The following is a 25,567-nucleotide window of genomic DNA, read 5'->3' as shown; positions in this document are numbered from 1 at the left end:
GATTGTCTTAGAACTCCCGAAGAGCTAGGTATTGATCTTCTTTCTGAGTCATAAGAGCTTTTTGATCCTTTGACTTGTCTTTATATCCCAAAAGGTGCAGAGTTCCATGAATAATTACCCTATGAAGTTCGTCTACAATATTCACTTCAAACCGATCAGCATTCTCATGAACTCGTTCATAGCTTATAAACACATCGCCTACTATCAAATTTACTGCGTCGGAATTGTCAAAAGTGATGATGTCAGTAAGGGTATCGTGATTTAAGTATTCCTGATTGATGCGTAGCAAATACTCGTCGCTGCAGAAAATAAAATTAAGCTCGCCAAGAGATTTACCTTCTCTGTTGATGGTGTCCCTGATCCAGGATTTTAGCTTAATTTTATCTTTGATTCTTAAGGTTAGGTCTTCTGTGAAAAAGTTAATCTTGCCCATTAAACCTTGAAATGTAGTTCTACCTCATTTCCTTTAAGGTTAAATATACATTGATCCGCCAAGTGCTTGATTATAAAGACACCTCTTCCTGTAAGATTCTCTAAGTTCTCCGGTGCAGTAGGGTCTGGTAGTCGGTTGTAATCAAATCCATCTCCCTCGTCAGCTACAGTAAACTGCATTCTTTTTCCGTGATGAACTTCAAGATTGATATAGACCTTTTTGTTCTCGTCTTGTTTATTTCCGTGAATGATAGCATTGATAGTTGCTTCACTTAAGCAAGTAAGCATATTGGCGTAGGTATCATCCTCCAGCCTGTATTCCTCTTTTAAGTTGTCTATAAAGTTCTCAACCGTGGTAATGCTTTCAATTTTTGACGGCAATTGCAACGTGTATAATACAGTGTCTTCTGTGTCTACCCGGTTAGTTGTCATAATATTATTTAGTATTTAAAAGTCTAAAATAATCGCCTACTTTCAATTTATAAAATGAATTTAACGAAGGGGGTACAGTTTTTAACAATTCCACCTCACCTTGCTTGAGTTTTTTAAACTCTTCAAGAACTATTTTATAATTTGGGGCTTGATCTCGGCCCTGATTGCTCTCCCGCTGCGTATCTAGCTCGCGTTCCCGATCAGCTTTTTCAGCTTCAAGTAATTTTGTTAAAATTTCTTGCTGCCTTATTAACGTTTCCTGCTGAATTTTCTTGTGTACGAGATCAGCCTCACTTTGTTCCATTTCTTTAGCCAGCTTATCTAAATTACCTAACCCTGCTTTGCCATCTTTGTTTAGATCTCTGTTAATTTCCTGCAGCGCCTGCCTGATCATTTGCTGTTCTCTTGCCATTTTCGCAAGTTGTTCACTCATAGGACCTTTGCCTTGTGCCCGTTGTGCAGATTGCTGACCCTGTTGCTGACCCTGCTGTTGCATTTGCTGTCTTGCCCTCTGCATGTTCTTGTTCAGTTCTTCCTGCATTTTGCTTAGTTGCGACAGACTTTTTTGCTTGCCTTTTCCTCCCTGTTGCGCATTTTGCATCATTCGTTGCAGTTGCTCCTGCACCTCGCTTAGCATCAGCGCGAGATTATTAATAGAAGTCATCGCATATTGCTGATTTCTGTTCGCCTCCGAAGTACGTCTTTCTCCCAAGTGTGTAAGGGCCGCATCTATATTCTGGTTGATTGCCTGAATCTCTTTATTTATTACAGATTCAATCTGCGGTGCTTTTTTACTAAGCGCATACAGGCTGTCCTGTACTGTTCTTAAATTATCTTTAATGTCTTTTTGTTTTTGAGTAAGACGAACATAATTTGGGTCGTTAGCTGAAATACCCCTTAATTCCTGCATAACTTTCTCCTGATCAAAAGATGAGGTTAGAAGATTATCCAGAATCTCCCGGAGGTTTTGCATGTTAACCTGATTTTCCTCCTGTTCATTCTCCTGCTGCATTTGCTCCAATTTTTTCGAAAGCTGTCGCATCTGCTGAGCAGCATTTTTTTGATTATCAGCCGCTTTTTTAGAGTTCTTGCTTTGGAGGTTTTTCTCGCTTTGTTCTAGTTGGTTTTCGATTTGATTCTGTTCCTCTTTAGGATTTTCAAAATCGTTCTTTTTTTCAAGCTCTTGATTTTTTTCTTCGAGCTCTTTTAGATCATCCTTCACGTCCTGGAACTGCTCATTAATTTCTTGCTGCTCGTTTTTTAGCTGCTGCATGCCGCTCTGGGCAGCAGCGTTATCAGTTTTATTTTTCAGTACTTCCTGTTTCTTTGCCAGATCTTCCAACTTATTGGCTGTTTCGGCGAGTTTCTGATCAAACTCCAATTGCTTATACAGCTCCAAAATGCGGTCAAGTTCCTTCTGTAACGTCTTATTATCTGCCTGCATTTTAGAAAGTTCCTGCTGCGTTTGAGTCTTGTTATTTTGCTCTAACAATTTTTCTATGTTTTTCAGTAGCTCTTTTGTTTTCTCGTCTAATACATTGTTGAGCAAGTCTTCAATTTGTTTCTGCTTCTCAAGGATTTCCTTGTTTTGTTCTCGTAAGTCCTGGCGCTCGAGCTGATTCTGTTTGTTCTCTTGTTTTACCTCATTCACGAGTCTCTCCAGGTCTTTTTGTTTTTGTAGTAGTTGCTCTACCTGTTTTTTCTCGTCGAAGGAAAGGTTTTTCTTGTTAAGAAGTTCTTGGTGGAGCTTTTTAGCTTCCCGCTCCACATGCGAAGCCTGCCGGATGGCTTGCTCCATCTTGTGTTCAATTGCACGGCTCGTTTGTTCTATTTTCTTTTCAGTTTCCGTTTCGGAGGGGAGTCGGTATGTTTTAATTTCAGATCTGGTAGTCTTGGGTCCATTAACTGCATCGTTGTCGACTATTTCGAAATAGTACTCAATCTGTTCTCCAGGGTTCAAGGCTGCGTCCTTGAGGTTCCATACATGGAAAAAATTACTTTGTACTGCATTCCTGCCGACAGAAAGTTGTTTACTGATAGTTTTAAAGACCTTGCCCTTGTCCAAGACTTTGTAATTGAAGCGCAAGGCCGAAAAGCCGTAATCATCGTTCACCTGACCTACAAAGTAAAGCATTTTGCTGTTTAGAGAGTCAGCGCGCTCATTGACTTGAATAGTAGGCGATAAGTCTGCAATTACCTCCAGCTTATAAGAAACACCTTCATTTGAGCTAGCGTCCTCATTCAATGGCTTAATCGCAACTTCGGTACTTTGCAGGGCGCGATAGGAGAAATTGAAGGTGTTATCTTCGCTCGGTTTGATGTTATGGCTTCTGTTGCCCATCGTTACTGCCATAGCGCTGGTATTTCCCGTTTTGAATCGCCAGTTGACTCTGGTGCCAGCAGGAACTTTTAAGTCGCCAATATTACTGAGTGTCTCGTTTCTTTTACCCGTATATGCCGGATATTGGAGGAATATATCGAAGTTCAGAAGAGACGGTTTCTTTTTTACTTTAATAAGACAGGGTTCTGAGGAGAACTCTCCGGCTACTAGACGTATTTCCTTACTGTTCTGAATATTTCGAAATGTATAATTAAAATTAACTATGTTCTCCTTTTCCAACTTGAAACTGTTGACTCCGTCCTCCAGGTAAATATCCTGGGGGATTTCGTTCCCGGTCATTTTTACCTCCAACACAAAGTCATCTCCCTGCAGTGCCGAAAGGTTTCTATTCACAATATTGAATTGAAAGGGAGCCTTCTTGACAAATTTTTGATCGTGTTTAAGTAGCCTTCTGGTGCTTTCGCTCAGAATAGAGGGTGCAGTGGCTCCAATAAACAGTAAGATGGCAAGGGGAGGGAGGACGAACCTTAGGTATTTGCGGTTCTCTTTAATTTTGATTGCTGAGCTAAAGGGTACCGGTCTCAGCTCTATAATTTTTTGGTCGATACTCGCCTCAATCAACTCTCTCTGCTCCGGATTCTCTTCCGCAAGTTTTTTTAACTGCAGAGTGTTTAATAACTTGTCTTTTACGTCGGCGAAGTGTTGCCCTATAATGGCTGAAGCCTTTTCATGGGAGATCGTGTTTCCGAGTTTGTAATAGGAGAGCAAAGGGATAATAATCCATTTCGATAAAATTATCCCGTTAAGGAAAAGAAACCCGTAAAAGAGTAGTGTACGGACCAAAGAAGAGAAATTTCCAAAATATTCTGCCAAAGCAACCAGAACGTAGCTGGCAAAAAATGAAGCAAGAAGGTAGAAGCACCCCCGCACTACCATATTGAAGTAGTACTTCCGGATAAACTCATCTATTTTAGATAGGAGATAAGAGTAATTATCGGTAGAAGTTCTCATAACAGTGCTGTCCAAATTATGAAGTTAACGATTTTTTGTCAGGAAATCGTATTGTAATAATAGATTACGTCCGCTCTTAGAGTGGGAGGTGAGATACGAAAGCCAACAGTATAGAAATAAAAAAGTTCGGTGCCAGCCCGAACTTTTTATATATCACTTCCCAGCGTGAAGTACTGGTCTTATACGAACCGTTAGATCAACATGCAAGCACCAACAGTAGTGTGAGCGGTCTCGTCAATCAAAATTGCTCCGCCGTTCGCTCTTAGTTTGTTATAGCTATCGAACACTACAGGAGCAGCGGTCTTGATAGTAACATGTACTACGTCATTCAAGCCAGCCTGATCGATGTTTTCAATCTTTTCAAGTGTGTTAACATCGAGCTTGTAATTGATTTCCTTTACGATGCAACGAACTCTTTTACTCTGAACCTGCAAAAGGTACTTGTTGCCAGGAATCAAAGGACGAGTATCCATCCAGCATAGGGTAGCTTCAATATCCTGCGAAACTTTGGGCGAACTGCTTTTAGTTACAATTACATCGCCCCGGTTGATATCGATATCGTCCTTTAAGCGTATTACTGCACTTTGGGGAGCAAAAGCTTCTTCAACTTCTTCTCCGTGAACTTCTACCGCCTCAATCACTGAATCTATTCCGTCAGGAAGAACAGTAACAGCATCTCCCTTTTTGTATGTTCCACTGATCACCTTTCCTGCATAGCCCCGGTAATCATGGAGTTCGTCTACCTGTGGTCGAATTACATACTGCACAGGGAAACGGGGATCAGTGTAATTTACATCATGGGCAACGTCTATGTTTTCGAGCAAGTGCAATAGGGTTTCTCCCTTGTACCATGGTGTATTTTCAGAAGGATTCACAATATTATCCCCCTGCAGGGCAGAAATAGGGATGAAAGTAACGTCCTTTATGTTTAGCTGCTGTGCGATCTTTGAATACTCAATGACGATATTATTGTACACTTCTTCAGAATATCCCACCATGTCCATCTTATTAATGGTCACAACTACATGCGGAATTTGCAGGAGTGAAGCAATAATACTATGACGGCGTGTTTGCTCGATAACACCCAGACGAGCATCGATCAGGATGATAATCAAGTCAGAGTTTGAAGCACCGGTAACCATATTCCGGGTATACTGGATGTGACCAGGAGCGTCAGCGATAATGAATTTTCTTTTTTCGGTATTAAAGTACTTGTACGCTACGTCAATAGTGATTCCCTGTTCACGTTCAGCACGAAGACCATCCGTAAATAAAGCAAGGTCAATTTCACCCTCTCCTTTATTCTTACTTTGCTTTTGGATGGTTGCCAGCTGGTCAACCTTAATAGAATCTGTATCATATAAAAGGCGGCCGATTAAGGTACTTTTACCATCATCAACACTACCTGCAGTTATAAATCGAAGTAAATCCATGTTTATATAAGTATGAGGATTTAAGTATGAAGGTCAATACTTTTCCTGCCAGTACTAGTTTTGTTATGCCTTTTTAAAAATACCCGTTTTTCTTTCTGTCTTCCATTGCAGCTTCAGATACCTGATCGTCGATACGGGTTTCTCCACGCTCGCTGATATTAGTTCTGTTGATTTCTGCTATAATATCGTCGATGTTAGATGCAGTAGATTCAACTGCCGCAGTACAGGTCATATCTCCAACGGTACGATACCTAACGTTACGCTTCTCAATGATATCTCCTTCATCGATCCGGATGTAAGGCGAATTAGCCACCAGGAACTCTCCGTGTACTAGCACTTCCCGCTCATGAGTGAAGTAAATTGACGGAAGTTCAACCCCTTCGCGTTTGATATAGTTCCATACGTCCAGCTCCACCCAATTGGAAATAGGGAACACACGCACGTTCTCCCCTTTAGCAATTTTACCGTTGTAAAGGTTCCAAAGTTCAGGACGTTGTTTTTTAGGGTCCCACTGACCGAACTCATCTCTTACAGAAAATATCCGCTCTTTCGCTCTGGCTTTCTCTTCATCACGGCGCGCGCCACCAATACAAGCATCAAATCCAAACTCTTCGATAGTATCTAACAGCGTGTAAGACTGCAGCGCATTTCTGGAAGCAAACTTACCTCCCGGTTCTTTCAACCCTTTAGCTTTGATCGTGTCTTCTACTTTCCGAACAATCAGCTTCGCGCCAGTTTCTTCTGCCAGACGATCCCGGTATTCAAGTGCTTCCGGAAAATTATGTCCAGTGTCAATATGAACCAGGGGAAAGGGAATTTTTCCCGGTTTAAATGCTTTTAATGCTAATTGAACAAGTGTAATGGAATCCTTACCTCCCGAAAACAAAAGGGCGGGACGCTCAAACTGACCTGCTACTTCACGCATAATGTGTATCGATTCAGCTTCAAGCAGATCCAGGTAATCTAATTTAGATGGCATAGCTATTTTTTCCAATATTTATGAATGTGCGTGCAGTCCGCACTCTTTACTCGTTTTATCTTCCCACCACCACCGGCCGGCACGGAAATCGTCTCCAGGCATAATCGCCCTGGTACATGGGGCGCAACCAATACTTACAAATCCTTTATCATGCAGGGTATTATATGGAATACCATTCTGGTTAATAAATGCTCTCAGGTCGTCGGTGCTCCAGTGAAGAAGTGGATGAAATTTGATGATACTGTTTGTTTCGTCGAATTCGATCATTGGAAGGTCGCTTCTTTCCGGCGAGTGTTCGGCACGAAGGCCGGTAATCCAAAGCTCATTTCCAGAGAGTGCCCGCTGCAATGGCTCTACTTTTCGAATATAGCAGCAGCTTTTTCTGTTCTCCACTGAGTCGTAAAAGGCATTCGGTCCTTTTTCGGTTACAAACTCTTCCAGGAGGGTTGCGTTCGGATAGAAGGCCTCAATGTGGGTATTATACATCTCGTTCGTGCGGCTCCATACATAATATGTTTCACCAAACAAACGGCCGGTATCTAACGTGAAAATCTTAATGGGCAAATTTTGTGATAAAACCATGTGGGATATCACCTGATCTTCCCAACTAAAGCTGGTTGAAAGGATTATTTTCCCTTCAAATTCCTGAGCGAGCAAGGCAAGCGCTTCTTGCGGAGGCATGCTCGTTACTTTAGCAGATAGATCTGCCATTTTTTGTTTCAGGATGTCTGCTGTCATCGTAATAATTTGAATTGCTTTTCTAGGAACTAATGTATAGTCTATAGAAAAAGTAGGCAAAAATACACAGAATTAGCGACTTACAAAGGATCAATTTTAATTTAGGATCATCAAGAGGTAATCTTTAAAGCAGAAGAGCTATATTTTTACAGGAAGCTTATCTTTGGCCCGTCACTAAAATAATTGCCTTATGTCAGAGAAAGTACGCGTTCGTTTTGCCCCGAGTCCCACTGGTGGATTGCACCTTGGGGGGGTAAGGACAGTGTTGTTCAACTATCTTTTTGCTAAACAAAATGGAGGAGATTTCATCCTCCGGATTGAAGATACCGACCAGACGAGATTTGTGCCCGGAGCAGAAGAATACATCATCGAATGTTTGAAATGGTGTGGCTTAAACCCTGACGAAGGAACTGAGGCTGGAGGAGCCTACGGTCCCTACAGGCAAAGTGAGCGGAAAGAGATTTATAGAAAATACGCCGAGCAACTGGTAGCAGATGGCAAAGCATACTACGCCTTTGATACCCCGGAAGAGCTTGAGGAAAAGCGGGCTGAGATTCCCAATTTCCAGTACGGACATACCCATCGCATGCAGTTGAAAAACTCGCTCACCCTTCCGGCAGAAGAGGTAAAGCGACTTCTTGATGCTGGCGAGAGATACGTTATCCGGATCAACATGCCTTCCGAGGAAACCATCCGATTTGATGATCTTATCCGCGGAGAAGTTAGCTTTGATACTACTTTGGTAGATGATAAAGTTCTGCTAAAGGCCGACGGAATGCCTACCTATCACCTGGCAGTTGTGGTAGACGATTATTTGATGAAGATAACGCATGCTTTTAGGGGAGAAGAGTGGCTGCCTTCGGCACCAGTTCACCTGTTGCTTTGGCGATATTTAGGCTGGGAAGAGCAAATGCCTCAGTGGGCCCATTTGCCATTAATCCTGAAACCCGATGGAAACGGCAAATTAAGCAAGAGGGACGGGGCTCGTTTAGGATTTCCTGTTTATGCTATGACTTGGACAGACCCAGCTACTGGTGATGTGACTCCAGGTTTCCGTGAAATAGGATTTCTGCCCGAAGCCTTCAACAATTTGCTGGCGATGCTTGGCTGGAATGATGGGACAGATCAGGAGATTTTTGGCATTGACGAGCTGATAGAGAAGTTCTCTCTGGAACGCGTAAGCAAATCTGGTGCGAAGTTCGACTTTGAAAAGGCGAAGTGGTTCAACGCTGAATGGATTAAAAGGCTTCCTGCCGAGCGGCTGAAACCCGAAATTTTAACCATCCTGCAAAAAGAAGGGATCGAGGTTTCAGACGAGGATAGACTGTTGCAAGTGATAGATTTGGTAAAAGACCGTTGTACGCTGTTAACTGACTTTGTAGCCCAGGCATCTTACTTCTTTCGCGCACCTCAGGAGTACGATTTGGGAGCAGTTACTCCAAAATGGAATGAGCAGAAGGAGGAATTCTTTAAGAGTTTTGCCGACAGTATAGGTAGTGCTCAGAATTTTGCTGCCGCGGATCTCGAAGCAGAATTTAAAACATTGGCGCAGGAGAAAGGATTTAAAATAGGCGACGTAATGTTACCTTTCCGAATCATGTTGGTGGGTGGAAAGTTCGGACCGACCGTTTTTGATATCGCTGTTCTTCTTGGTAAAGATGAAACAATCAGCAGAATCAATAAGGCCCTTCAAGCCTTTAAGTAATTTCTGAAATGAGTCGTGCGCGGGCAGAGCTGCGCATGACTTAACTATTTCTACTAACTAAAAGCAGCTAAGACTCCACACTGCTGTCCATTTTTGTGACTGGCTTAGCTTGACGATCCCGTCCTTCTCCTCAATATTTTGATTATGATTTTCCCTGTCCGGTAGTCCAAACCAGGGCTCAATACAAACAAACGGGGCGTTTCTGGCGGCCCAAATGCCCAAGTATGGGAATCCCTTGAAGTCGTAATGCAGTCCGTGGGCAGTTTTATCACTGCAAATGGAGATGCGCTTAGATTTCAGATCTTTAAAGATGAGCGCGTCTTCATAAAAAAGGCTTTCTTTCAACTGCAATTGGCTTTGATAGTGTAAATAAGGAATAGAGCCAGTCAGAAGATTGCCCTTCAGTGTTAACCTGTCTGAGTTCTCCTCTTCACTGAACTCCAGATAGTAGTCCTCATAGCTCGTTCCCTTAACTAGAGGAATGTTGAAGGCCGGGTGAGCACCAATTGAAAAAGGCATGATATCATTCGACAGGTTTTCTACCTCGTAGCGGATAGATACGCTATTACCATTCAATTGATACTTAATTCTAAGTAGAAATTCAAATGGGTAAATATCCAGAGTCTCATTAGAACTTCTGAGGATGAATGATACTGAGTCACCGAACGATGCCTCCACCTCGAACTGCATGTCGCGGGCAAAACCATGCTTGCTCATCCTGTATTCCTTATTTTTGTAGTGGTAGGTGTCGTTAAGCAATCCGCCAACGATTGGAAATAAAACGGGAGAATGTCGCGGCCAATAGCGCTCGTCTCCGTTCCATAGATACTCAAGGTTGTTCTCTTTGTTAAAAAAGCTCTGTAGTTCTGCTCCTTGCGGGCTCACCAGAGCTTTTATAAAGGCGTTTTCCAGGACGATCATTTTCACTCAGGTATTTAGATAAAACGTAAAAGTGTTTGAACCGTTTAAAGATATATTTTTGCCAGCGCTAGTATTCTCATTTTTATGAAAAAAACACTCATTCAAATCATATTTATCTCTGCCTTTATTTATTCCTGTTCATCTAATCCCTACGCACCCGCAAATAAGATTTACAGGCGGCAAGCTAAAGAATTGACCAAGTCTTTGCGAGAAGTTCCCCCGGTTAGCACAGTGGGTATGCCAGCCACTCATCCTGCAGGGACAGTAAATTTCAACCTTCGCAAACCAAATTACGTTGTTATCCATCATACCGCCCAAAGTGCCTGTGAGCAAACGCTAAAGACTTTTATGCTTACAAAAACACAAGTGAGCGCGCATTATGTAATTTGTAAGGATGGCACAATTCATCATATGTTAAATGACTATTTCAGAGCCTGGCATGCAGGAGTGGGAAAATGGGGTAACCTGACAGATGTTAACTCAGCATCTATTGGAATTGAGTTGGATAATAACGGTTCGGAGGTTTTTCCAGAATCCCAGATACAAAGTCTTGTACGATTGCTGGGAAAACTGAAGAAGGATTATAATATACCACAAGCAAATTTTATCGGTCACTCTGATATAGCTCCATCCCGTAAGGTAGACCCTAATGCTTTTTTCCCCTGGAAAAAGTTATCAGAGCAAGGCTTTGGCTATTGGCCTGATGCAGTTTTAGACTCTGTGCCTGCTAATTTCAACTCCATACATGGTCTTCGGATGATTGGGTATGATACTAAGGATAGCGTTGCTGCTATTAAAGCATTCAAACTTCATTTTATCCAGAGTGATTTAACACCTGTACTCACGGATAGCAATAAGATGGTTATTCAAAATCTCGTTAGAAAGTACTGAAAGGCGGTTCTTTAAACTTTTTTCAAAAAATTTTTCAAATTCATTTTCCCTTCATCTTGCCATTGTTGCTTTGTATAAGAAATCACACAAAGATTCACTTAAAAACGAACAACATGAAAAGAATAGGATTATTTGCTACCGCCCTTTTTATAGCTGGGGCAGCTGGGGCGCAAACATCAGAACCGAAAAATGAACATGGGGTAAAAGTAAGTTCGGCTGCTAAATCACACACAGAAGTAAGTACTAACAAGGGGGAAAACGTTAGTGCTATTGCATCTTCAAAATCACAAGCATCAGTTTCTGCCGCTAACACACACACTTTAGATAAAGCAGAAAGAAAAGAAGAAACCAAAGCGTTAGCCCGTTCTAAAAAGGCTGAGGCTAAAGCTAGCCTGGAATCAGAGCTTGAAGCGAGGAAAGAATTTGCATTTGATCGTTCCAGCGAGGCAAAAGAGTCGGCTAGAGAAAAAAATGCTACTGCGAAAGCAGAACTCAGAGCTGAGCTCGAAGCTCGTAAAGAGGGCTTAGAAGCGGGTAAAGCTGAAGTTGCTGCAGCAAAAGCAGAACAGAAGGCTGCCCTGGAAGAGCGAAGTGCAGAAGTTAAAGCAAAAGCTCGTGCAAATGCAGCAGTAGACGCTACTTCAACTGTGGGGGCTGAAGTAAAAAATAGTGCTAAAAAACGGGTGAAAGCCGCGAGAGTTGATGCAGGCGTTAAATCTGCAACAAAAGTGCAACTTCGCCGAGCAGGTGTATCAGGTAGGGTTGGTGCAGCAACTCGCTTACACTTGTAAGGCTTCCTAATATAAACACACACTTTACTTTGTTTGCCTCATAATTGAGGCAAACTTTTTAATTTTATTTTTTATGAAGGCGCCATTGATATATAGACTGATTTTAGGGAGTATGATGCTGGCGCTGCCTTTCGGGGGAGTGGCAAAAGAACTGGGCTTTAAAAATGAGCTTATCGAAGATTCCGGTGCTTTACGGGAATTCCAAAGCGATCAAAGTTTTCAGGAGGAACCGAGGCAAGAGGACCCTAAGCAGGAAAAGAAGCCTAAAAAGGGCGAAAGTACACCCTCCGATGATCGGAAACCGGATAGCCGTAAGCCAGAAGTTAAGGAAGTTCCAAAGTCGCGCCGGCTTCCTAAACCAACCGCTGTCACTGACCGGGTAAAAGTAAAGCGACCGCCTGTGAAGGTTCAACGCCCTAAGTTGATCAAGCGACATTAATAGAAATCGACTAATCCAGTATACATGAAAAATACTTATTCTCTTTTAGCGATGATGTTTACCATGTTGGCTGGTGCTGCTTCAGCTCAGGACAGCGCGGATTCGAGCAAGTTCTCGATTTTTACTGTCGGAGCTAGTGCCGGAAATACCGCCAATTATTACGGACAAACTACTGCGGCTAAGCTGCCTTACGGGTCCTTCGATGTTTCCTACAGTCATAAATCCGGTTTATGGCTTTCGGGTACCACGCTGAAGTTTAAGAACACAGCCGATGGAATATCGGAAGTAGATATAGCTGCAGGATATGATTTTGATATCTTACGGAATCTTTCCGGGTCACTTAGCTATACAAGGTTCTTCTTTCCTAAAGATTCACCCTTGCCACAATCTATAAATCCAAATACAGCTAGCGCAGGATTGAAGTATTCCTGGTTTCTTGAAACTGCTGGCTATGGCGATTACGTATTTGGCAGCCAAGGGAGTGATTATTATCTTACCCTAAGTAATTCAAAGCTGTTTGACCTTGGAAGTCTTTTCAGTAAATCAGATTATATCACCATTGAACCCTCTATCAGCTTGACAGGAGCTACACAGGTGGTAGGATATGAAACTACTGAATCTGGCTCGGACAACAATGAAAGTGGCGGGAGCATCTTGGATGATTTAACTGGAGGTAAAAAGCCTCTGAAAGATAAAAAGAAGTTGCCGGGACCGAAGAACGGCCTTTTAGGCAGCGACGACGTTACAACCGTTAACTCTTACAACCAATTAAGCCTACTAAATACGAATGTCAGACTTCCTTTAGCATATAATCGGTCTAACTACTCGATAGAGGCAGCTTACCAGCTTTCTCTGCCGAATAAGAACTTTGACGGTATTGATCAAAAGGTTCGCTCATTTTTTACTTTAGGTTTTTACTATTCCTTTTACTAATACGCTGTTGAAAGTACTAATTGTAGAAGACGAAAAAACGCTTGCATACGAAGTAGAGGCATTTCTTAAGAAAGCCTTTTATGTGTGTGATTTGGCCCATAATGCCCACCAGGCGTTAGAAATGATAGATCTGAATCAGTACGATTTTATCCTCCTCGATTTGGGCTTGCCTGATAAAGATGGGTTGATCGTCTTAGAACAAGCTAAAAAGCAAAATTCAGAAGCTGCATTCATTATACTTACAGCGCGGGGGAATATTGAAGATCGGGTTAAGGGACTTGATTTAGGTGCTGATGATTATCTCCCAAAACCCTTTTCGTTGCTTGAGCTTCAATCAAGGATGCAGGCGATAGCGCGCAGAAAATTTGGGATTAAAGATCAGGCAATTAAGTTAGGAGATTTTTCTGTCGACTTGCAGAAGCGCGTGGTGTTACGCGATACGACTGAGGTTGAACTGACCCGGAAGGAGTTTGATTTGCTGAGTTATATGCTTTTGCATAAGAATCGCGTTCTTACCCGTATTCAGCTAAGCGAACACATTTGGGGAAGTTTTGTAGATGATGATTATGATTCGAACTATATCGACGTTCACATCAAGAACATTCGGAAAAAGCTAAGCGCTCATGCTTCAGTTGATTGGTTGGAGACAGTGAGAGGGGTTGGATATAAAATTAAAAAACAGGATTGAGATTACGTACCAAGCTTACACTCTTCATTACTTTATCGAAATTGGCAGTTGTATTACTGTTTGTTTTGATGTTGCCGTACCTGGTAGAGGAAATAGCTTTTACCTACACAAACAATTATTTGCAGGAGCAAAAGAAGAAGGTAATGCAGGTAATCGCCAAAGATGGCATTGATTACTACCTGCAGGGTGAAGACAGCTACGGTAGTTATACGATGCTGAAGGAAGAGTACATTTCTCTCGAAGAAGTAAATGCCGGGTTTAACCTTGATACCATAGAGACTACGCAACGCGTGTTTGAAGGGACAGACACGTTAGAGTACCGATTGCTTAGTCATACTTTTAACGCCGGTAACAGCAATTATTTGCTGGAGATTGGAAAAACGACGGCCACAATCAATCAGTATAACCGACCGCTTCAGCGAATTGCCTCCTATGTCCTTGTTGCCTTAATTCTACTGACAACAATTATCGACCTGTTTTACACACGCTTTCTTCTGCGTCCGCTGGAACTGGTTATCAAAAGTAAGCTGGTGGATCGTAAATTCCCCTTTAACGAAGATCCGGTGCCGATTCAAACCAGCACATCAGATTTCCAATATCTAGACAAATCGCTGATTCTGCTGATGGATCAGATTCACGAAGCGTTTGAGAAGGAAAGGGAGTTCACTGCAAATGCTTCCCATGAACTAATGACACCCATTAGTATTCTTCAGAATAAGATCGAAAATTTAATGGCTGATGCAGAGGTAACTCCTCAGGTACAACAACGTTTGGTCGAAATGCACCGGACCTTAAACAGGCTCAAAAAGATCGTAAGCTCCCTCTTGCTGATATCCCGGATCGATAATGAACAATTTACTCGAGGCGATGAAGTAGTCGTAAATGAACTGTTTGAAGATGTAATGGAAGATATTTCGCATCGGCTGGAGGAGCATGAAATTCGCTTCCAAATGCAGTTAAGCAACGTGTTGCTGAAAAACTGTAACCGGGACCTGCTTTTCCAATTGGTTTACAACCTTATCAATAATGCTATAAAATATAACAAGCCGCAGGGAAGTATATCGGTCACTGATAATATTACTGATCCAAGGTTCTACACGATAATGATCGCTGATACTGGAATTGGCATCCCACAAGATGATTTGCCCACTATTTTCAATCGCTTCAAGAAGTCAAACCTATCTGAGGGCGGCGGTTATGGATTGGGACTTTCCATAGTTCAAAGCATCGTACAATACCATGGTTATACTATTTCCGTAGAATCAGCCGTAGGTAAAGGCACCGCCTTCAAATTAACAATACCTCAGAGTGCTATATCTTTTTGAGTCCTCATAGATTGTATCTATAGCGTATAGAAAAATGCAATGCCAATTGTCTTGCTTCAAGCGCTCCCATTAGTATCTTTGCAGAAAATTTTAAAGAAGTAAATAATGATAACTATAGGACAAAAATTCCCATCGTTTGAGAAAAAGGCAGTAGTAAGTCTTGAAAAAGGTAAAGAATTCGAAACGCTGACTTCTGAGTACTTGGCCAATGAGGATAACGTTTGGACCGTAATGTTTTGGTGGCCAAAAGACTTCACTTTCGTTTGCCCGACAGAAATTGCTGAGTTCAACAAAGCTTTCGGTGAGTTCCGTGATCGTGATGCACGTTTAATTGGTGCTTCTACTGATTCTGAGTTTGTTCACCTTGCTTGGAGAAAAGATCATGACGATTTACGCGATCTTAAATTCCCTATGTTGGCTGATACTTCTAAATCACTAGCAGAAGATTTAGGTATTCTTGAACCAAACGAGAAGATCGCTTATCGCGCTACTTTCATCATCGATCCTCAAGGAATCGTTCGTTGGGTATGTGTGAACGATTTGAGCGTTGGTCGTAACGTGAAAGAAGTTCTACGTGTTCTTGATGGTTTACAAACTGATGAGCTTTGCCCATGTAACTGGGAAAAAGGTCAGGAGACATTGAGCGCGTAATTGAAAATAACAGATTATTAGTCCCCGTTTATCGGGGATTTTTTTTGTCGACTAATTATTAAAATAATGAGCGAAACTACAGAAGTAATCAAAGAATTATTAGAAAGTATTAACCTCCCAGCCGAGTATCGGACCAATAGTTTGGAACTACTTGAAAAGGGTGAGTCGCGATACGTGCGGGATTTGAAAGTGAATTTTAGCAGTACCCTTACCTCCGATCATTTATCAGCAAAGGAGATCGGTCTAATAGGTGCGAGCATAGCTGTTAATAATCATAATAAGCCTCTGCTATCGTTTTTTACAAACTTTGCAGAAAGTAACGGTGCTACAGCAGAAGAAATAGCAGAAGCAGCTGCCTGTGCATCTCTGTTGGCTTCCAACAACATTTTTTACCGTTTTAGGCACTTCACACAGAAGGAGAAGTATACCCAGATTCCTGCTCGTATCCGCATGCAAATTATGATGAAGCCCGTTACCGGTAAAGAATTTTTTGAACTGATGAGCCTTGCTATATCTGCGGTTAATGGTTGCGAGATGTGTGTGAATGCCCATGAGGATTCCCTGATTAAGCTTGGCACTACGGAAGAGAGGATCTTTGATGCGGTGAGAATTGCATCCCTAATAACGGCAACAGGAAAACTAATTTTTTAATAAAATTTCAGCGGTTGAGTGAATTTAAAGCTAAAATTGAAAAAGGTAAAAAAGCCGTTATAACATTTTTTTTAAACCAGCAAACTTTCGTATTTTAGCTTTAAGGTTAACCGCCTTGAAGCTCGAAAAATTTTCTCCCAAGGATTAGCTCGTTATTGAGCGGAGGCTTTAAGGGTAAGGTTTTTAATTGTTAATTTTGGGATACCGTTGTATGAATAGACCATACAACGGTTTTTTTATGCTTTAATTAATTTAGCTTAAATACTATACGAATAATTACTTTTGAAAAAAAAATGATATGAAACTACAAGAGAAAGAAAATCAGGACGGGCTTTACTATATCCTTGCAGTAATCTTTGGAGTATTAACAGGCTGGGTAGTTACTGAATCGATACTATGGGCTTTTGCCGGATCTATATTTGGGCTTTTAACAGCGGCATTCTATGTTAACGTGGTCGTTAATGGCAGCAAAAACAGGAATCTATAGATGTATAAAAAATAAAGCGTCCCGAACATTGCCGGGACGCTTCAACCTAAACCTTATCACAATTAAACCAACTCTCGCTGGTTATAAATAGAAACGGCACTACTTGCCAAATGTTTTGTGAATATTAAATTTTCTTAAACTTTATCTGCAATAAGTTCACTATCCTGGTAGCGTTTAACAGTGTTGTACGCGTCTGCAATCGAGTCACTAATGATGGTGATAAGCTCTCCCGGGCGGACTTTTCCAATAATATATTTCCAAGCCTCCTCACTGTTCGGAATTATTTTTATGTCCAGCTCTGGTTTTATCTCCCGAACACCCTCGGATAATAAACGAATCATGTCTTCATAGGTGCGTCCCCGGAAGTATTTCTCCTGGCATATTACAATATCGTTAAACATCTGAGCCGACAGTCGCCCAATTTCCCGGATGTCGTCATCCCGGCGATCGCCCGTTCCGGATATGACACCGGTATGGTAGGTAGCATCCGAATGTTGTAAAAAGGACTGGATTCCACGCAAGCCGTCAGGATTATGAGCATAGTCAACCAAGATTTTAAACTCCCGGAAGTCAAACACGTTCATCCTACCTGGCGTATGCGCTGCCGAGGGTACAAATGTCTCAAGCGCTGTGCGGATATCTTCAATCTTGAATCCCCAAAGGAAAGTCGCCAGACTCGCTGCCATAGCGTTCTGAGTCATGAAAGTGACGGTACCGTTGAAGGTAATGGGAATATGGGTTATTTTAGCGACCCGTATCTTCCATTCACCTTTTTTTATAGTAAGGAATCCATTTTCGCAGATTGCAGCAACCCCGCCTTCACGGCAATGCTTTTCTACCACGGGATTATTTTCGTTCATGCTGAAGTAAGCCACATTACAATGCGTGGTTTCTTCGCCAACCCTTACACAGTATTCATTGTCTGCATTTAAAACTGCCCATCCATCCTGCTTTACCGACTCAACAACGACTTGCTTAACCCGGGTTAAGTCATCAAGGTTGTGAATGTCCGCTATGCCTAAATGGTCTTCCTGAATATTAGTAAGAACCGCAATGTCGCAACGATTAAAGCCTAGCCCGGCTCTTAAGATCCCTCCCCTTGCGCACTCCAGAATTGCAAATTCTACGGTCGGATCTTTCAACACAAACTCTGCGCTGGCAGGCCCGGTAGTATCTCCCTTCAGCATCATCGAGTTCTGGATGTAGATGCCGTCGGATGTGGTATATCCTACACGGTAGCCGTTATTTTTAATGATGTGAGATATGAGACGGGTAGTAGTGGTTTTTCCATTAGTGCCGGTTATAGCGATAATTGGGATGCGGGCGTTTTTTCCGGGAGGAAACAGCATGTCGATGATAGGTGCTGCCACATTCCTCGGTTTTCCTTCACTTGGTGCAAGGTGCATTCGAAGACCGGGGGCCGCATTCACTTCAAGCACAACTCCACCGGTTTCTTCGAGGGGTTGATGCAGATTTTGGGCCATAATGTCGATGCCGCAAATATCCAGACCTACTACTTTAGCGATACGCTCACACACAAAAACATTGTGAGGGTGAACCATATCGGTTACGTCTATTGATGTTCCTCCTGTGCTTAAATTCGCAGTAGATTTCAAATAAACCACTTCATCTTTCGAAGGAACGGTCTCCAGGGTATATCCCATCTTTTGGAGGATATCAAGCGTATCTCTATCCACCGTTATTTCTGTCAACACATTCTCATGTCCATAGCCTCTTCGCGGATCTTCATTCTCGATCTCAATCAACTGTTGCACACTATGTATACCGTCTCCTGTCACATGAGCAGGTACTCTCTGCGCTGCAGCGATCATCTTATTGTCGATGACTAAAACCCTAAAGTCGTAGCCAGAGATGAATTTTTCGACGATTACTACCTCTGAGTATTTTTGCGCATGTGCAAAGGCGGCAATCACCTCCTCCTCCGTTTTTAAATTTATAGAGGCACCCTTACCATGGTTGCCGTTCAAAGGCTTCAAAACGAGTGGAAAGCCGATTTCAGCAATTGCCGATTTCAAGTCTGACTCACTCGATACAGTGGTCCCCTCGGCAACCGGAATTGCTTGCTCCTTCAGAATACGTTTAGTTTCTTCTTTATCGCCAGCAATGTCCACCGCGATGCTGCTGGTTTTATCGGTTAGGCTGGCCTGGAAGCGGATCTGGTTTTTCCCAAAGCCAAGCTGTACCAGCGACGACTTATTTAGGCGGATGTACGGAATATCTCTGGATACAGCTTCATCAACAATGGCCCCGGTGGTAGGCCCAAAGCGTTCCTGATCGCGCATCTGACGCATCTTCGTGATATCTTCCTCCAGGTTATACTCTCGGCCGTTTATCAGCGCTTCTGCAATCCTAACAGCGGCCTGCGCCGCAAATTCTCCCACACTTTCTTCCACATAAGAGAAGACAACGTTGTATACACCCTCTGTCTTGGTACTCCTGGTTCTTCCGAACCCGACATCCATCCCCGCAAGGGTTTGGATTTCGAGGGCGATATGCTCTATAATATGGCCCATCCAGGTGCCTTCTTCCACCCGCTCGAAAAAGCCTCCTTCATATCCGGGGGAACAGTAGTGTGTGTATAAGCTTGGGATCAACTTTTCCAGGCGCTCCTTAAATCCTGGGATTTCATTACTTGGTCTGTGTTCCAACTCCTCCAGATCCAGGCGCATCTGGATTAGCTTCGTTTTTTTTATAGACCAAATGTTGGGTCCACGAAGCACTTGAATATTTAGAATTTTCATACTATCCGTTAAGTGAATTAGATAACCAGACAGGTTTTATAAAGTTTTTTGGACGGGGATGAAAAACTTATTGGACATAGAATTGATATATTATTATATATAAAAAAGGTAATACGCGATAATATGATTCCAAAAGGGAAGCTGGTAATTATAGGTGGTGCAGTTGATCTGGGAAGTTCATTGAGCTATAACGAAAATATTAGTCATCCTCATTATATAAAATTTTTTGAGAGGGGAATACTTCGCAGAATAATAACGGAATCATCAAAGAAGGAGAATTCTGTTGTGGAAGTGATCACCACTGCTTCTAAAATCCCGGAAATAGTGGGGGTGGAATATATTAAATCGTTCAACCAACTCCAGGTGAACAATGTACATGTGCTCGATATCCGGACAAGGGAAGAGGCAAACACTGAAGAAGCTTTGGAAAGAGCAAGAAAGGCCGATGTAGTGATGTTTTCCGGCGGCGATCAACTAAGACTTAGCTCAATTTTTGGAGGCACTGAATTTCTAAGGATATTAAAAAAGCGATACGAAGAGGAGAACTTTATAGTAGCCGGCACTTCTGCAGGAGCAGCGGCGGCTTCGGTGAACATGATCTATCGGGGCAGTAGTAGCGAGGCTTTAATTAAGGGTGAAGTTCAAATTACGGGGGGGCTCGGTTTCATTGATGACGTAATCATTGACACGCACTTTGTCCAACGAGGCCGAATTGGACGGCTTTTCTACGCCGTTGCCAGTAATCCGGGAATGTTGGGCGTGGGTTTGGGCGAAGATGCGGGATTACTAATCACAGAAGGGTTCTGCCTGGAAGCTATTGGGTCGGGACTTACTATTTTAGTTGATGGCCGATATATAAGCGAAACGAATATTTATGATGTAGATGTGGGGTCGCCGGTATCTATAGATAATTTGCGAGTGCATGTTTTATCAATTTTTGATAAATACGATTTACACAAGCATGAACTTAGGATTAATAACGCCATAAAGGTACAAGAAGACGTGTATCTGAAAGTAAAAGACTACGACTAATGCAGGAAAAGATCATCATTCATGGAGGATTCTTTAGCGAATCATCTGATTCGGAAGAAGTAAAAGTAGCAAAGCAAAATGCTCTCGCAAACATTGTTAAGGAGGCTTTTGAATTCCTTAAAACTCATTCGGCTATGGACGCAGCTGTCTACGCTGTTTCTTTGTTGGAAGACTGTGACCTTTTCAATGCGGGACTCGGCTCCCAGATCCAGAGCGATGGGAAAATCCGCATGAGCGCTTCAATTATGGACGGAGAATCGAAAAAATTTTCAGGGGTTATTAATATCGAGGATGTTAAAAACCCAGTGTTCGTAGCAGAGAAGTTGATGAGTTTTGAAGATTCTGTACTGAGTGGGCCAGAGGCGCTTTCCTTTGCAAGACAACACGGCTTTTCATATTTCAATCCCGAAACATCCAGCAGGAAACAGGCCTATGTAAAAAAACTGGCGGAGTCGGCGGGTGTAGGTACAGTTGGTTGTGTGGCTTTGGATAGGAACGGTAAACTGGCCGCTGCTACTTCTACCGGTGGTAAAGGATTTGAACTTCCGGGTAGAGTGAGTGATTCGGCAACGGTAGCCGGAAATTACGCTAACGATTTTGCAGCGATATCCTGTACTGGGGTGGGAGAGGATATTGTCCGGGCAGCCCTTGCAGCAAAAATAGTAACACGGGTTACCGATGGTCTTTCTCTCGAAGATGCCTGTAACAAGTCGATGCAGGAGCTTAAAGAATTTGATGGCTTTGCAGGTGTAATAGGAATTTCTTCAACAGGCGAAATTTTCAAGGTAGATTCTCATCCGTTTATGGTTTGGGCCTCTTACTCTGATACTCTGGAAGTGTTTCAATAGCAGCAACTGCCAATACTTTTCGCAGCAGACTAACGTTTCCTTCTCAGTCACAATGAATATAGCACACACACAGATAGTTAATGCTATATTTGTCGCAAATTTATGAGGGTTAATTTACCGTTATTTGTAGGAGCACTGCTGTTCCTTACCAACTTTAGTCAGGCACAGGCGATCGATTCTCTGGGGACTAATACCATAAGTAAAGAGGTTAGGATCGGTCCCCGCAATTTAGTTCCGGAAGATTTGATGGATTCTACCACTTTGAGGAAACTAAAGGTCGATCAATATTTCCGGCTGAAAATAGCGGAGGCCGGCAAGCTGCGGGATTTACAGGATAAGCAATATTTAAGGTTGGCATTGGCGGATCCGGCGGGTACAGCTGCAACAGCTACTACTCTTCACGTGCTTGATGACCTGAATCGTATTTATGCTGAAGCAGATGATACAAGGGGTCAGGCAGATATTTTAATAAGCTACGGGCTGTATTACGGGAAAAGCGGCGATCTGAATAAAGCAGTTGGGTATTTCTCTCAGGCTTTAAGATTAAAGGAGTCTCTACAAGATAAGCAGGGAATAGCCCGAACCGCAGAAAATCTTGCGCTGCTTTATAAAGCTCTGGGTAAATTTGATGCCTCTATCCTTCAGGCGCGTACCAACATCAAGGTGAACAGTAGTTTAAAACGGTCAGCTGAAACAGCTGGTGGTTATTTGCTGGTCGCTCAAAATAAGATCTTACAGGGTCACTACCGTGAGGCAGAATCGATCATCCTACAAAAGTCGCTACCGCTTTTTCGGCGCGTAGGAAATAAGGTAGGACGAATGCGATCCTTTGAGACGCTCGGGCATTTATATTATTTGGATGGAAAATTCTCAGAAGCGAAGTGGTTTTACATCCAAGCCAATATGATGGCGGATAAGATCGGAGATACTGAAAGTAAGATTTCCAATCTTATCGGCCTGGCAGAGGTGAAGTATGCGCTGGGAGAAAACGAATTAGCGCTCGGCGATTACCGAAAAGCGGAAATCCTTGCTATAAACAAAAAGAGTTTGGTGAAACTCGTGCAGATAAAGGGCAGTTTAGGGGAGGTTTACCGGGAGATGGGCAACTACCTGGCAGCAGGGCTCGCTTTCGAAGAGTACAGTAATCTAAGGAAGAATATCCCGGAGATGGCCAACTTGTAAAGCGGTCACATTGTAATATTTTTATTTGCGACGTCACAAATAATACTATTTTTGGCTCTAAGATGTTTAAGGAGGCAGTAACAAAACTGCCTCTTTTTTATTTAATTAAAAACGTGGTATAGATTTAGATAATAATATCTAGAATGGATTATAAATCTTTTAGAGAAATGCTTAAAAAAATATTTCTGTCATTATTTGTAGTAGCAGCAATAGCGTGCAAGGCAAATTTAAGGGTAAACACAAACGTCGACGGATCCAATAATCTGAAACCTGAGCCGCAACAAATGTTAGTTGCAAAGGAACTTGTGAAGGCTATTGAAAATTATCACTATAAAAAAGTTAAAGTTAATGATTCGATTTCTTCGGTGATTTTTGATCGTTATTTAAAAAGAATGGATGAGGGTAGAAATTATCTTCTTGCAAGTGATATCAAAGAGTTTGAACAATATAGGTATGAACTAGACGACTACCTGCGGGAAGGAGATTTGAGTGCATTCTTCAGGATGTTCAATGTGTTCCATAAACGGTATGAAGACCGCCTTCGCTATTCTATTTCTCAGGTAAATACTAAGTTTGATTTCAACAAAAGTGATACTTATACCTATAACCGGGAAAAACTTCCGTGGTTAGCGTCTGTTCAGGAAGCGGATGATCTTTGGAAAAAACGAGTTAAGTATGACCTTCTTAATTTGCGCCTTACCGGAACGGATGAACAGAAAAACGCGGAAACGCTGAAACAACGGTACCAAAACCTTCTTTCCCAAATTGAGAAAACCAATTCGCAGGATGCATTCCAAACCATGATGGATGCTTTCACCGAGGCAATTGATCCACATACCAATTATTTCGTTCCTCAGCGGGCTCAAGAGTTTAATGAGGAGATGGCTCGAACTTTCGAAGGAATAGGTGCCCGCTTACAGCTTGAAAATGAGGTTGTAAAAGTAGCTGAAATTATCCCTGGGGGTCCTGCCTTCAAAGCAAAAACACTTCAGGCAGGTGACAGGATTATTGCTGTGGCCCAGGGAAAAGATGGTGAGTTTGTAGATGTAATTGGATGGAGATTGGATAATACAGTATCCAAAATTAAAGGTCCACGTGGAACAGTAGTGAGATTGAAAATTATTCCAGCTGGACAAGAGCTTACGGCTCAACCTAAAATCATAAACCTGGTAAGGGAGAAGGTGGTATTAGAGGAGCAGTCGGCTAAGAAATCGATAAAAACTATCAAGTCAGGAAATAAAACCTATAAGATCGGTGTAATTGATATCCCTGGGTTTTATGTTGACTTCAAAGCATACCAAGCGGGAGATCCTAATTATAAAAGTACCACTCGTGATGTCCGCCGAATCATAGATACTTTAAAGCGTGAAAATGTTGATGGTATCATGATTGATCTGAGACAAAATGGTGGAGGCTCGCTGATGGAAGCAATCGAATTGACAGGCCTTTTTATTAAGTCAGGTCCCGTAGTGCAGGTTAAAGATGCACGCAGAACAGAGGTGAATGAGGACGAAGATCCTTCTATCGCTTGGACAGGTCCACTAGGAGTAATGGTTGATCGTTTTAGTGCCTCTGCATCAGAAATTTTTGCTGCGGCGGTGCAGGATTACAATCGAGGAATTGTTGTGGGCACTCAAACCTATGGAAAGGGTACAGTGCAGTCAGCGATCGATATGTCCAGGTTCATAAGTACAGTGGATGATCTGCTATTGAAAGCGCAAGGATCCAAAACTTCTACCGCTGGGACGGCACCGAAGTTCGGACAGATAAATTTGACGATGGCAAAGTTTTATCGGATAAACGGTAGTAGTACTCAGCATAAGGGCGTTATTCCTGATATTCAGTTTCCTATGGTATTCCCGGCTGATACATATGGAGAGAGTTCTGAGCCTTCAGCACTTCCTTTTGATTCAATCAGACCTGCAAAATACTCCCCGGTTGCGAACCTTGCTTCAATTAGGGGGCAACTCGAGAAACAGCATGATCAGCGAATGAAGGGATCACCTGAATATAAGTATTTAATGGAAGATATTAACTTGTTCCGTAAGCGCGAAGCTGAGACCTCTGTTACTCTCAATGAGCAGCAGCTGAAGAAGGAGCGAGAAGAGCAAGACGCACGTGCTCTTGCTAGGGACAACGCTCGTCGTGCTCTTCAGGGCTTGCCTCCGCTTAAAAAAGGTGAAGTGAAACCTAAGGAGGACAGTGACTTTATACAGGACGAAAGTTTGCAGGTGATGGCCGACTTCATTAAGTTGAATGAGAACGGTCAATTTAGCCTGAAGTACTAATTAGAGATTCAAAGATTGTAATGGCTCAGATGGCGATAGCTATCTGAGCCATTTTTGTTTTAAAGCCTTACTCAACGCGAAGTGGAAGAGAGGTAAAAGGTGGACCTGTTATGGACACAAGGCCCGGTAGACTAGAAATAGAAAAAGCTCCTCGAAAGGAGCTTTTATATCAGCAGTTAGCTTTTTAAGCTTAAACTTATACTCTTTTTGATTTGATACGAGCAGCTTTACCAGTAAGTGCACGTAGGTAGAATAATTTAGCTCTGCGAACTTTACCGTAGCTGTTTACTTCAACCTTTTCGATATTAGGTGAATTAACAGGGAAAATACGCTCAACTCCCACACCATTTGATACCTTACGAACAGTAAATGTTTCTGTAGCACCAACGCCATTACGTTGAATAACTACTCCCTGGTAAATCTGGATACGTTCCTTATTTCCTTCGCGGATTTTATAGTGAACACTAACGGTATCTCCAGATTTGAATGCAGGAATTTCTTTCTTTACAACTGCCTGCTCTTCAACAAATTTTACTAAATCCATGATTTTAAGCTCTTAACAACGATTTTTATCCCGTAAAAATCGGATTGCAATATTAGGAATTTT

Annotated in this window: 23 protein-coding genes; 14 read left to right on the top strand and 9 right to left on the bottom strand. The window is 42.3% G+C overall.

Features of this window, described 5'->3' with window-relative positions:
* Positions 1 to 7 precede the first annotated feature (7 nt).
* From ybeY to J4N23_RS19615, 6 genes are all read right to left on the bottom strand, one after another.
* Entirely contained in the window at positions 8 to 433 is a 426-nt protein-coding gene (gene ybeY, locus J4N23_RS19640) for an rRNA maturation RNase YbeY (RefSeq protein WP_207429551.1), read from the bottom strand.
* Entirely contained in the window at positions 433 to 864 is a 432-nt protein-coding gene (locus tag J4N23_RS19635) for an ATP-binding protein (RefSeq protein ID WP_207429550.1), read from the bottom strand. The genes ybeY and J4N23_RS19635 overlap by 1 nt, the downstream gene beginning before the upstream one ends.
* A 4-nt stretch (positions 865 to 868) precedes the next feature.
* Complete coding sequence (locus J4N23_RS19630) at positions 869 to 4,216, bottom strand: DUF4175 family protein (protein ID WP_207429549.1); 3,348 nt, start codon at positions 4,214 to 4,216, stop codon at positions 869 to 871.
* A 191-nt stretch (positions 4,217 to 4,407) separates the two neighbouring features.
* Positions 4,408 to 5,649: a sulfate adenylyltransferase subunit 1 gene (locus J4N23_RS19625; RefSeq protein WP_207429548.1), complete on the bottom strand. Its 1,242-nt coding sequence runs from the start codon at positions 5,647 to 5,649 to the stop codon at positions 4,408 to 4,410.
* Positions 5,650 to 5,722: 73 nt separating this feature from the next.
* Positions 5,723 to 6,628 carry a sulfate adenylyltransferase subunit CysD gene (cysD, locus tag J4N23_RS19620; RefSeq protein ID WP_207429547.1) on the bottom strand — a complete coding sequence of 302 codons (906 nt, stop codon included), beginning with the start codon at positions 6,626 to 6,628 and terminating at the stop codon, positions 5,723 to 5,725.
* Between the two features lie 18 nt (positions 6,629 to 6,646).
* Positions 6,647 to 7,366 carry a phosphoadenylyl-sulfate reductase gene (locus J4N23_RS19615; protein WP_207429546.1) on the bottom strand — a complete coding sequence of 240 codons (720 nt, stop codon included), beginning with the start codon at positions 7,364 to 7,366 and terminating at the stop codon, positions 6,647 to 6,649.
* Positions 7,367 to 7,556: 190 nt separating this feature from the next.
* On the opposite strand from J4N23_RS19615, the gene gltX reads away from it, so the two are divergent.
* Complete coding sequence (gltX, locus tag J4N23_RS19610; protein WP_207429545.1) at positions 7,557 to 9,071, top strand: glutamate--tRNA ligase; 1,515 nt, start codon at positions 7,557 to 7,559, stop codon at positions 9,069 to 9,071.
* 57 nt (positions 9,072 to 9,128) lie between these two features.
* Here the strand turns inward: gltX and J4N23_RS19605 are convergent, their stop codons facing one another.
* Positions 9,129 to 9,992: an aldose 1-epimerase family protein gene (locus J4N23_RS19605; protein ID WP_207429588.1), complete on the bottom strand. Its 864-nt coding sequence runs from the start codon at positions 9,990 to 9,992 to the stop codon at positions 9,129 to 9,131.
* An 84-nt stretch (positions 9,993 to 10,076) separates the two neighbouring features.
* On the opposite strand from J4N23_RS19605, the gene J4N23_RS19600 reads away from it, so the two are divergent.
* The 9 genes from J4N23_RS19600 to J4N23_RS19560 all read left to right on the top strand — a co-directional run bounded on the left by J4N23_RS19600 (position 10,077) and on the right by J4N23_RS19560 (position 16,848).
* Complete coding sequence (locus J4N23_RS19600; protein ID WP_207429544.1) at positions 10,077 to 10,883, top strand: N-acetylmuramoyl-L-alanine amidase; 807 nt, start codon at positions 10,077 to 10,079, stop codon at positions 10,881 to 10,883.
* A gap of 113 nt (positions 10,884 to 10,996) precedes the next feature.
* Complete coding sequence (locus J4N23_RS19595; RefSeq protein WP_207429543.1) at positions 10,997 to 11,674, top strand: hypothetical protein; 678 nt, start codon at positions 10,997 to 10,999, stop codon at positions 11,672 to 11,674.
* A gap of 73 nt (positions 11,675 to 11,747) precedes the next feature.
* Complete coding sequence (locus J4N23_RS19590) at positions 11,748 to 12,113, top strand: hypothetical protein (protein ID WP_207429542.1); 366 nt, start codon at positions 11,748 to 11,750, stop codon at positions 12,111 to 12,113.
* A 24-nt stretch (positions 12,114 to 12,137) separates the two neighbouring features.
* A complete protein-coding gene (locus J4N23_RS19585) occupies positions 12,138 to 13,046 on the top strand; it encodes a hypothetical protein (RefSeq protein WP_207429541.1) in 909 nt (302 codons plus the stop codon).
* Positions 13,047 to 13,053: 7 nt separating this feature from the next.
* Positions 13,054 to 13,734, top strand: a complete 681-nt coding sequence (locus J4N23_RS19580; protein ID WP_207429540.1) for a response regulator transcription factor — start codon at positions 13,054 to 13,056, stop codon at positions 13,732 to 13,734.
* Positions 13,731 to 15,059, top strand: a complete 1,329-nt coding sequence (locus J4N23_RS19575; RefSeq protein ID WP_207429539.1) for a cell wall metabolism sensor histidine kinase WalK — start codon at positions 13,731 to 13,733, stop codon at positions 15,057 to 15,059. The genes J4N23_RS19580 and J4N23_RS19575 overlap by 4 nt, the downstream gene beginning before the upstream one ends.
* Before the next feature lie 105 nt (positions 15,060 to 15,164).
* On the top strand, positions 15,165 to 15,710 hold the full coding sequence (locus J4N23_RS19570; RefSeq protein ID WP_207429538.1) for a peroxiredoxin: 546 nt from the start codon (positions 15,165 to 15,167) through the stop codon (positions 15,708 to 15,710).
* 66 nt (positions 15,711 to 15,776) lie between these two features.
* Positions 15,777 to 16,361 (top strand): carboxymuconolactone decarboxylase family protein, encoded by a 585-nt coding sequence (locus J4N23_RS19565; RefSeq protein WP_207429537.1) that lies wholly within the window; start codon positions 15,777 to 15,779, stop codon positions 16,359 to 16,361.
* Positions 16,362 to 16,659: 298 nt separating this feature from the next.
* The gene (locus J4N23_RS19560) at positions 16,660 to 16,848 is read left to right on the top strand and encodes a hypothetical protein (RefSeq protein ID WP_207429536.1); all 189 of its coding nucleotides are present in this window, start codon (positions 16,660 to 16,662) and stop codon (positions 16,846 to 16,848) included.
* A gap of 134 nt (positions 16,849 to 16,982) precedes the next feature.
* On the opposite strand, the gene cphA is transcribed toward J4N23_RS19560, so the two are convergent.
* Positions 16,983 to 19,610 carry a cyanophycin synthetase gene (gene cphA, locus J4N23_RS19555; RefSeq protein ID WP_207429535.1) on the bottom strand — a complete coding sequence of 876 codons (2,628 nt, stop codon included), beginning with the start codon at positions 19,608 to 19,610 and terminating at the stop codon, positions 16,983 to 16,985.
* Positions 19,611 to 19,733: 123 nt separating this feature from the next.
* Here cphA and J4N23_RS19550 point away from each other — a divergent pair, with 123 nt between their 5' ends.
* From J4N23_RS19550 to J4N23_RS19535, 4 genes are all read left to right on the top strand, one after another.
* The gene (locus J4N23_RS19550) at positions 19,734 to 20,642 is read left to right on the top strand and encodes a cyanophycinase (RefSeq protein ID WP_207429534.1); all 909 of its coding nucleotides are present in this window, start codon (positions 19,734 to 19,736) and stop codon (positions 20,640 to 20,642) included.
* Positions 20,642 to 21,490 (top strand): isoaspartyl peptidase/L-asparaginase, encoded by an 849-nt coding sequence (locus J4N23_RS19545; RefSeq protein WP_207429533.1) that lies wholly within the window; start codon positions 20,642 to 20,644, stop codon positions 21,488 to 21,490. The genes J4N23_RS19550 and J4N23_RS19545 overlap by 1 nt, the downstream gene beginning before the upstream one ends.
* Before the next feature lie 102 nt (positions 21,491 to 21,592).
* The gene (locus J4N23_RS19540) at positions 21,593 to 22,672 is read left to right on the top strand and encodes a lipopolysaccharide assembly protein LapB (protein WP_207429532.1); all 1,080 of its coding nucleotides are present in this window, start codon (positions 21,593 to 21,595) and stop codon (positions 22,670 to 22,672) included.
* A 167-nt stretch (positions 22,673 to 22,839) separates the two neighbouring features.
* Positions 22,840 to 24,960, top strand: coding sequence for a carboxy terminal-processing peptidase (locus J4N23_RS19535; RefSeq protein ID WP_242689298.1), 2,121 nt, complete (start codon positions 22,840 to 22,842; stop codon positions 24,958 to 24,960).
* A gap of 196 nt (positions 24,961 to 25,156) precedes the next feature.
* Here J4N23_RS19535 and rplS read toward each other — a convergent pair whose 3' ends face one another.
* Positions 25,157 to 25,504, bottom strand: coding sequence for a 50S ribosomal protein L19 (gene rplS, locus J4N23_RS19530; protein WP_207429530.1), 348 nt, complete (start codon positions 25,502 to 25,504; stop codon positions 25,157 to 25,159).
* Positions 25,505 to 25,567: the final 63 nt, after the last annotated feature.

Origin of the sequence: Pedobacter sp. SYSU D00535 (genome assembly GCF_017355855.1) — a bacterium.
Lineage (GTDB): Bacteria > Bacteroidota > Bacteroidia > Sphingobacteriales > Sphingobacteriaceae > Desertivirga.
Note: the sequence above shows the minus strand (reverse complement) of the source record. Positions and strands in the feature narration are given on the sequence as shown.

Bases quoted from the DNA above. Each gene is read 5' to 3' on its own strand.
- cysD (WP_207429547.1), bottom strand. From the start codon at position 6,628: ATGCCATCTAAATTAGATTACCTGGATCTGCTTGAAGCTGAATCGATA.
- J4N23_RS19565 (WP_207429537.1), top strand. From the start codon at position 15,777: ATGAGCGAAACTACAGAAGTAATCAAAGAATTATTAGAAAGTATTAAC.
- J4N23_RS19590 (WP_207429542.1), top strand. From the start codon at position 11,748: ATGAAGGCGCCATTGATATATAGACTGATTTTAGGGAGTATGATGCTG.
- J4N23_RS19600 (WP_207429544.1), top strand. From the start codon at position 10,077: ATGAAAAAAACACTCATTCAAATCATATTTATCTCTGCCTTTATTTAT.
- J4N23_RS19615 (WP_207429546.1), bottom strand. From the start codon at position 7,366: ATGACAGCAGACATCCTGAAACAAAAAATGGCAGATCTATCTGCTAAA.
- ybeY (WP_207429551.1), bottom strand. From the start codon at position 433: ATGGGCAAGATTAACTTTTTCACAGAAGACCTAACCTTAAGAATCAAA.
- J4N23_RS19535 (WP_242689298.1), top strand. From the start codon at position 22,840: ATGCTTAAAAAAATATTTCTGTCATTATTTGTAGTAGCAGCAATAGCG.
- J4N23_RS19560 (WP_207429536.1), top strand. From the start codon at position 16,660: ATGAAACTACAAGAGAAAGAAAATCAGGACGGGCTTTACTATATCCTT.
- J4N23_RS19540 (WP_207429532.1), top strand. From the start codon at position 21,593: ATGAGGGTTAATTTACCGTTATTTGTAGGAGCACTGCTGTTCCTTACC.
- gltX (WP_207429545.1), top strand. From the start codon at position 7,557: ATGTCAGAGAAAGTACGCGTTCGTTTTGCCCCGAGTCCCACTGGTGGA.
- J4N23_RS19625 (WP_207429548.1), bottom strand. From the start codon at position 5,649: ATGGATTTACTTCGATTTATAACTGCAGGTAGTGTTGATGATGGTAAA.
- J4N23_RS19595 (WP_207429543.1), top strand. From the start codon at position 10,997: ATGAAAAGAATAGGATTATTTGCTACCGCCCTTTTTATAGCTGGGGCA.
- J4N23_RS19570 (WP_207429538.1), top strand. From the start codon at position 15,165: ATGATAACTATAGGACAAAAATTCCCATCGTTTGAGAAAAAGGCAGTA.
- J4N23_RS19635 (WP_207429550.1), bottom strand. From the start codon at position 864: ATGACAACTAACCGGGTAGACACAGAAGACACTGTATTATACACGTTG.
- cphA (WP_207429535.1), bottom strand. From the start codon at position 19,610: ATGAAAATTCTAAATATTCAAGTGCTTCGTGGACCCAACATTTGGTCT.
- J4N23_RS19550 (WP_207429534.1), top strand. From the start codon at position 19,734: ATGATTCCAAAAGGGAAGCTGGTAATTATAGGTGGTGCAGTTGATCTG.
- rplS (WP_207429530.1), bottom strand. From the start codon at position 25,504: ATGGATTTAGTAAAATTTGTTGAAGAGCAGGCAGTTGTAAAGAAAGAA.
- J4N23_RS19545 (WP_207429533.1), top strand. From the start codon at position 20,642: ATGCAGGAAAAGATCATCATTCATGGAGGATTCTTTAGCGAATCATCT.
- J4N23_RS19605 (WP_207429588.1), bottom strand. From the start codon at position 9,992: ATGATCGTCCTGGAAAACGCCTTTATAAAAGCTCTGGTGAGCCCGCAA.
- J4N23_RS19630 (WP_207429549.1), bottom strand. From the start codon at position 4,216: ATGAGAACTTCTACCGATAATTACTCTTATCTCCTATCTAAAATAGAT.
- J4N23_RS19585 (WP_207429541.1), top strand. From the start codon at position 12,138: ATGAAAAATACTTATTCTCTTTTAGCGATGATGTTTACCATGTTGGCT.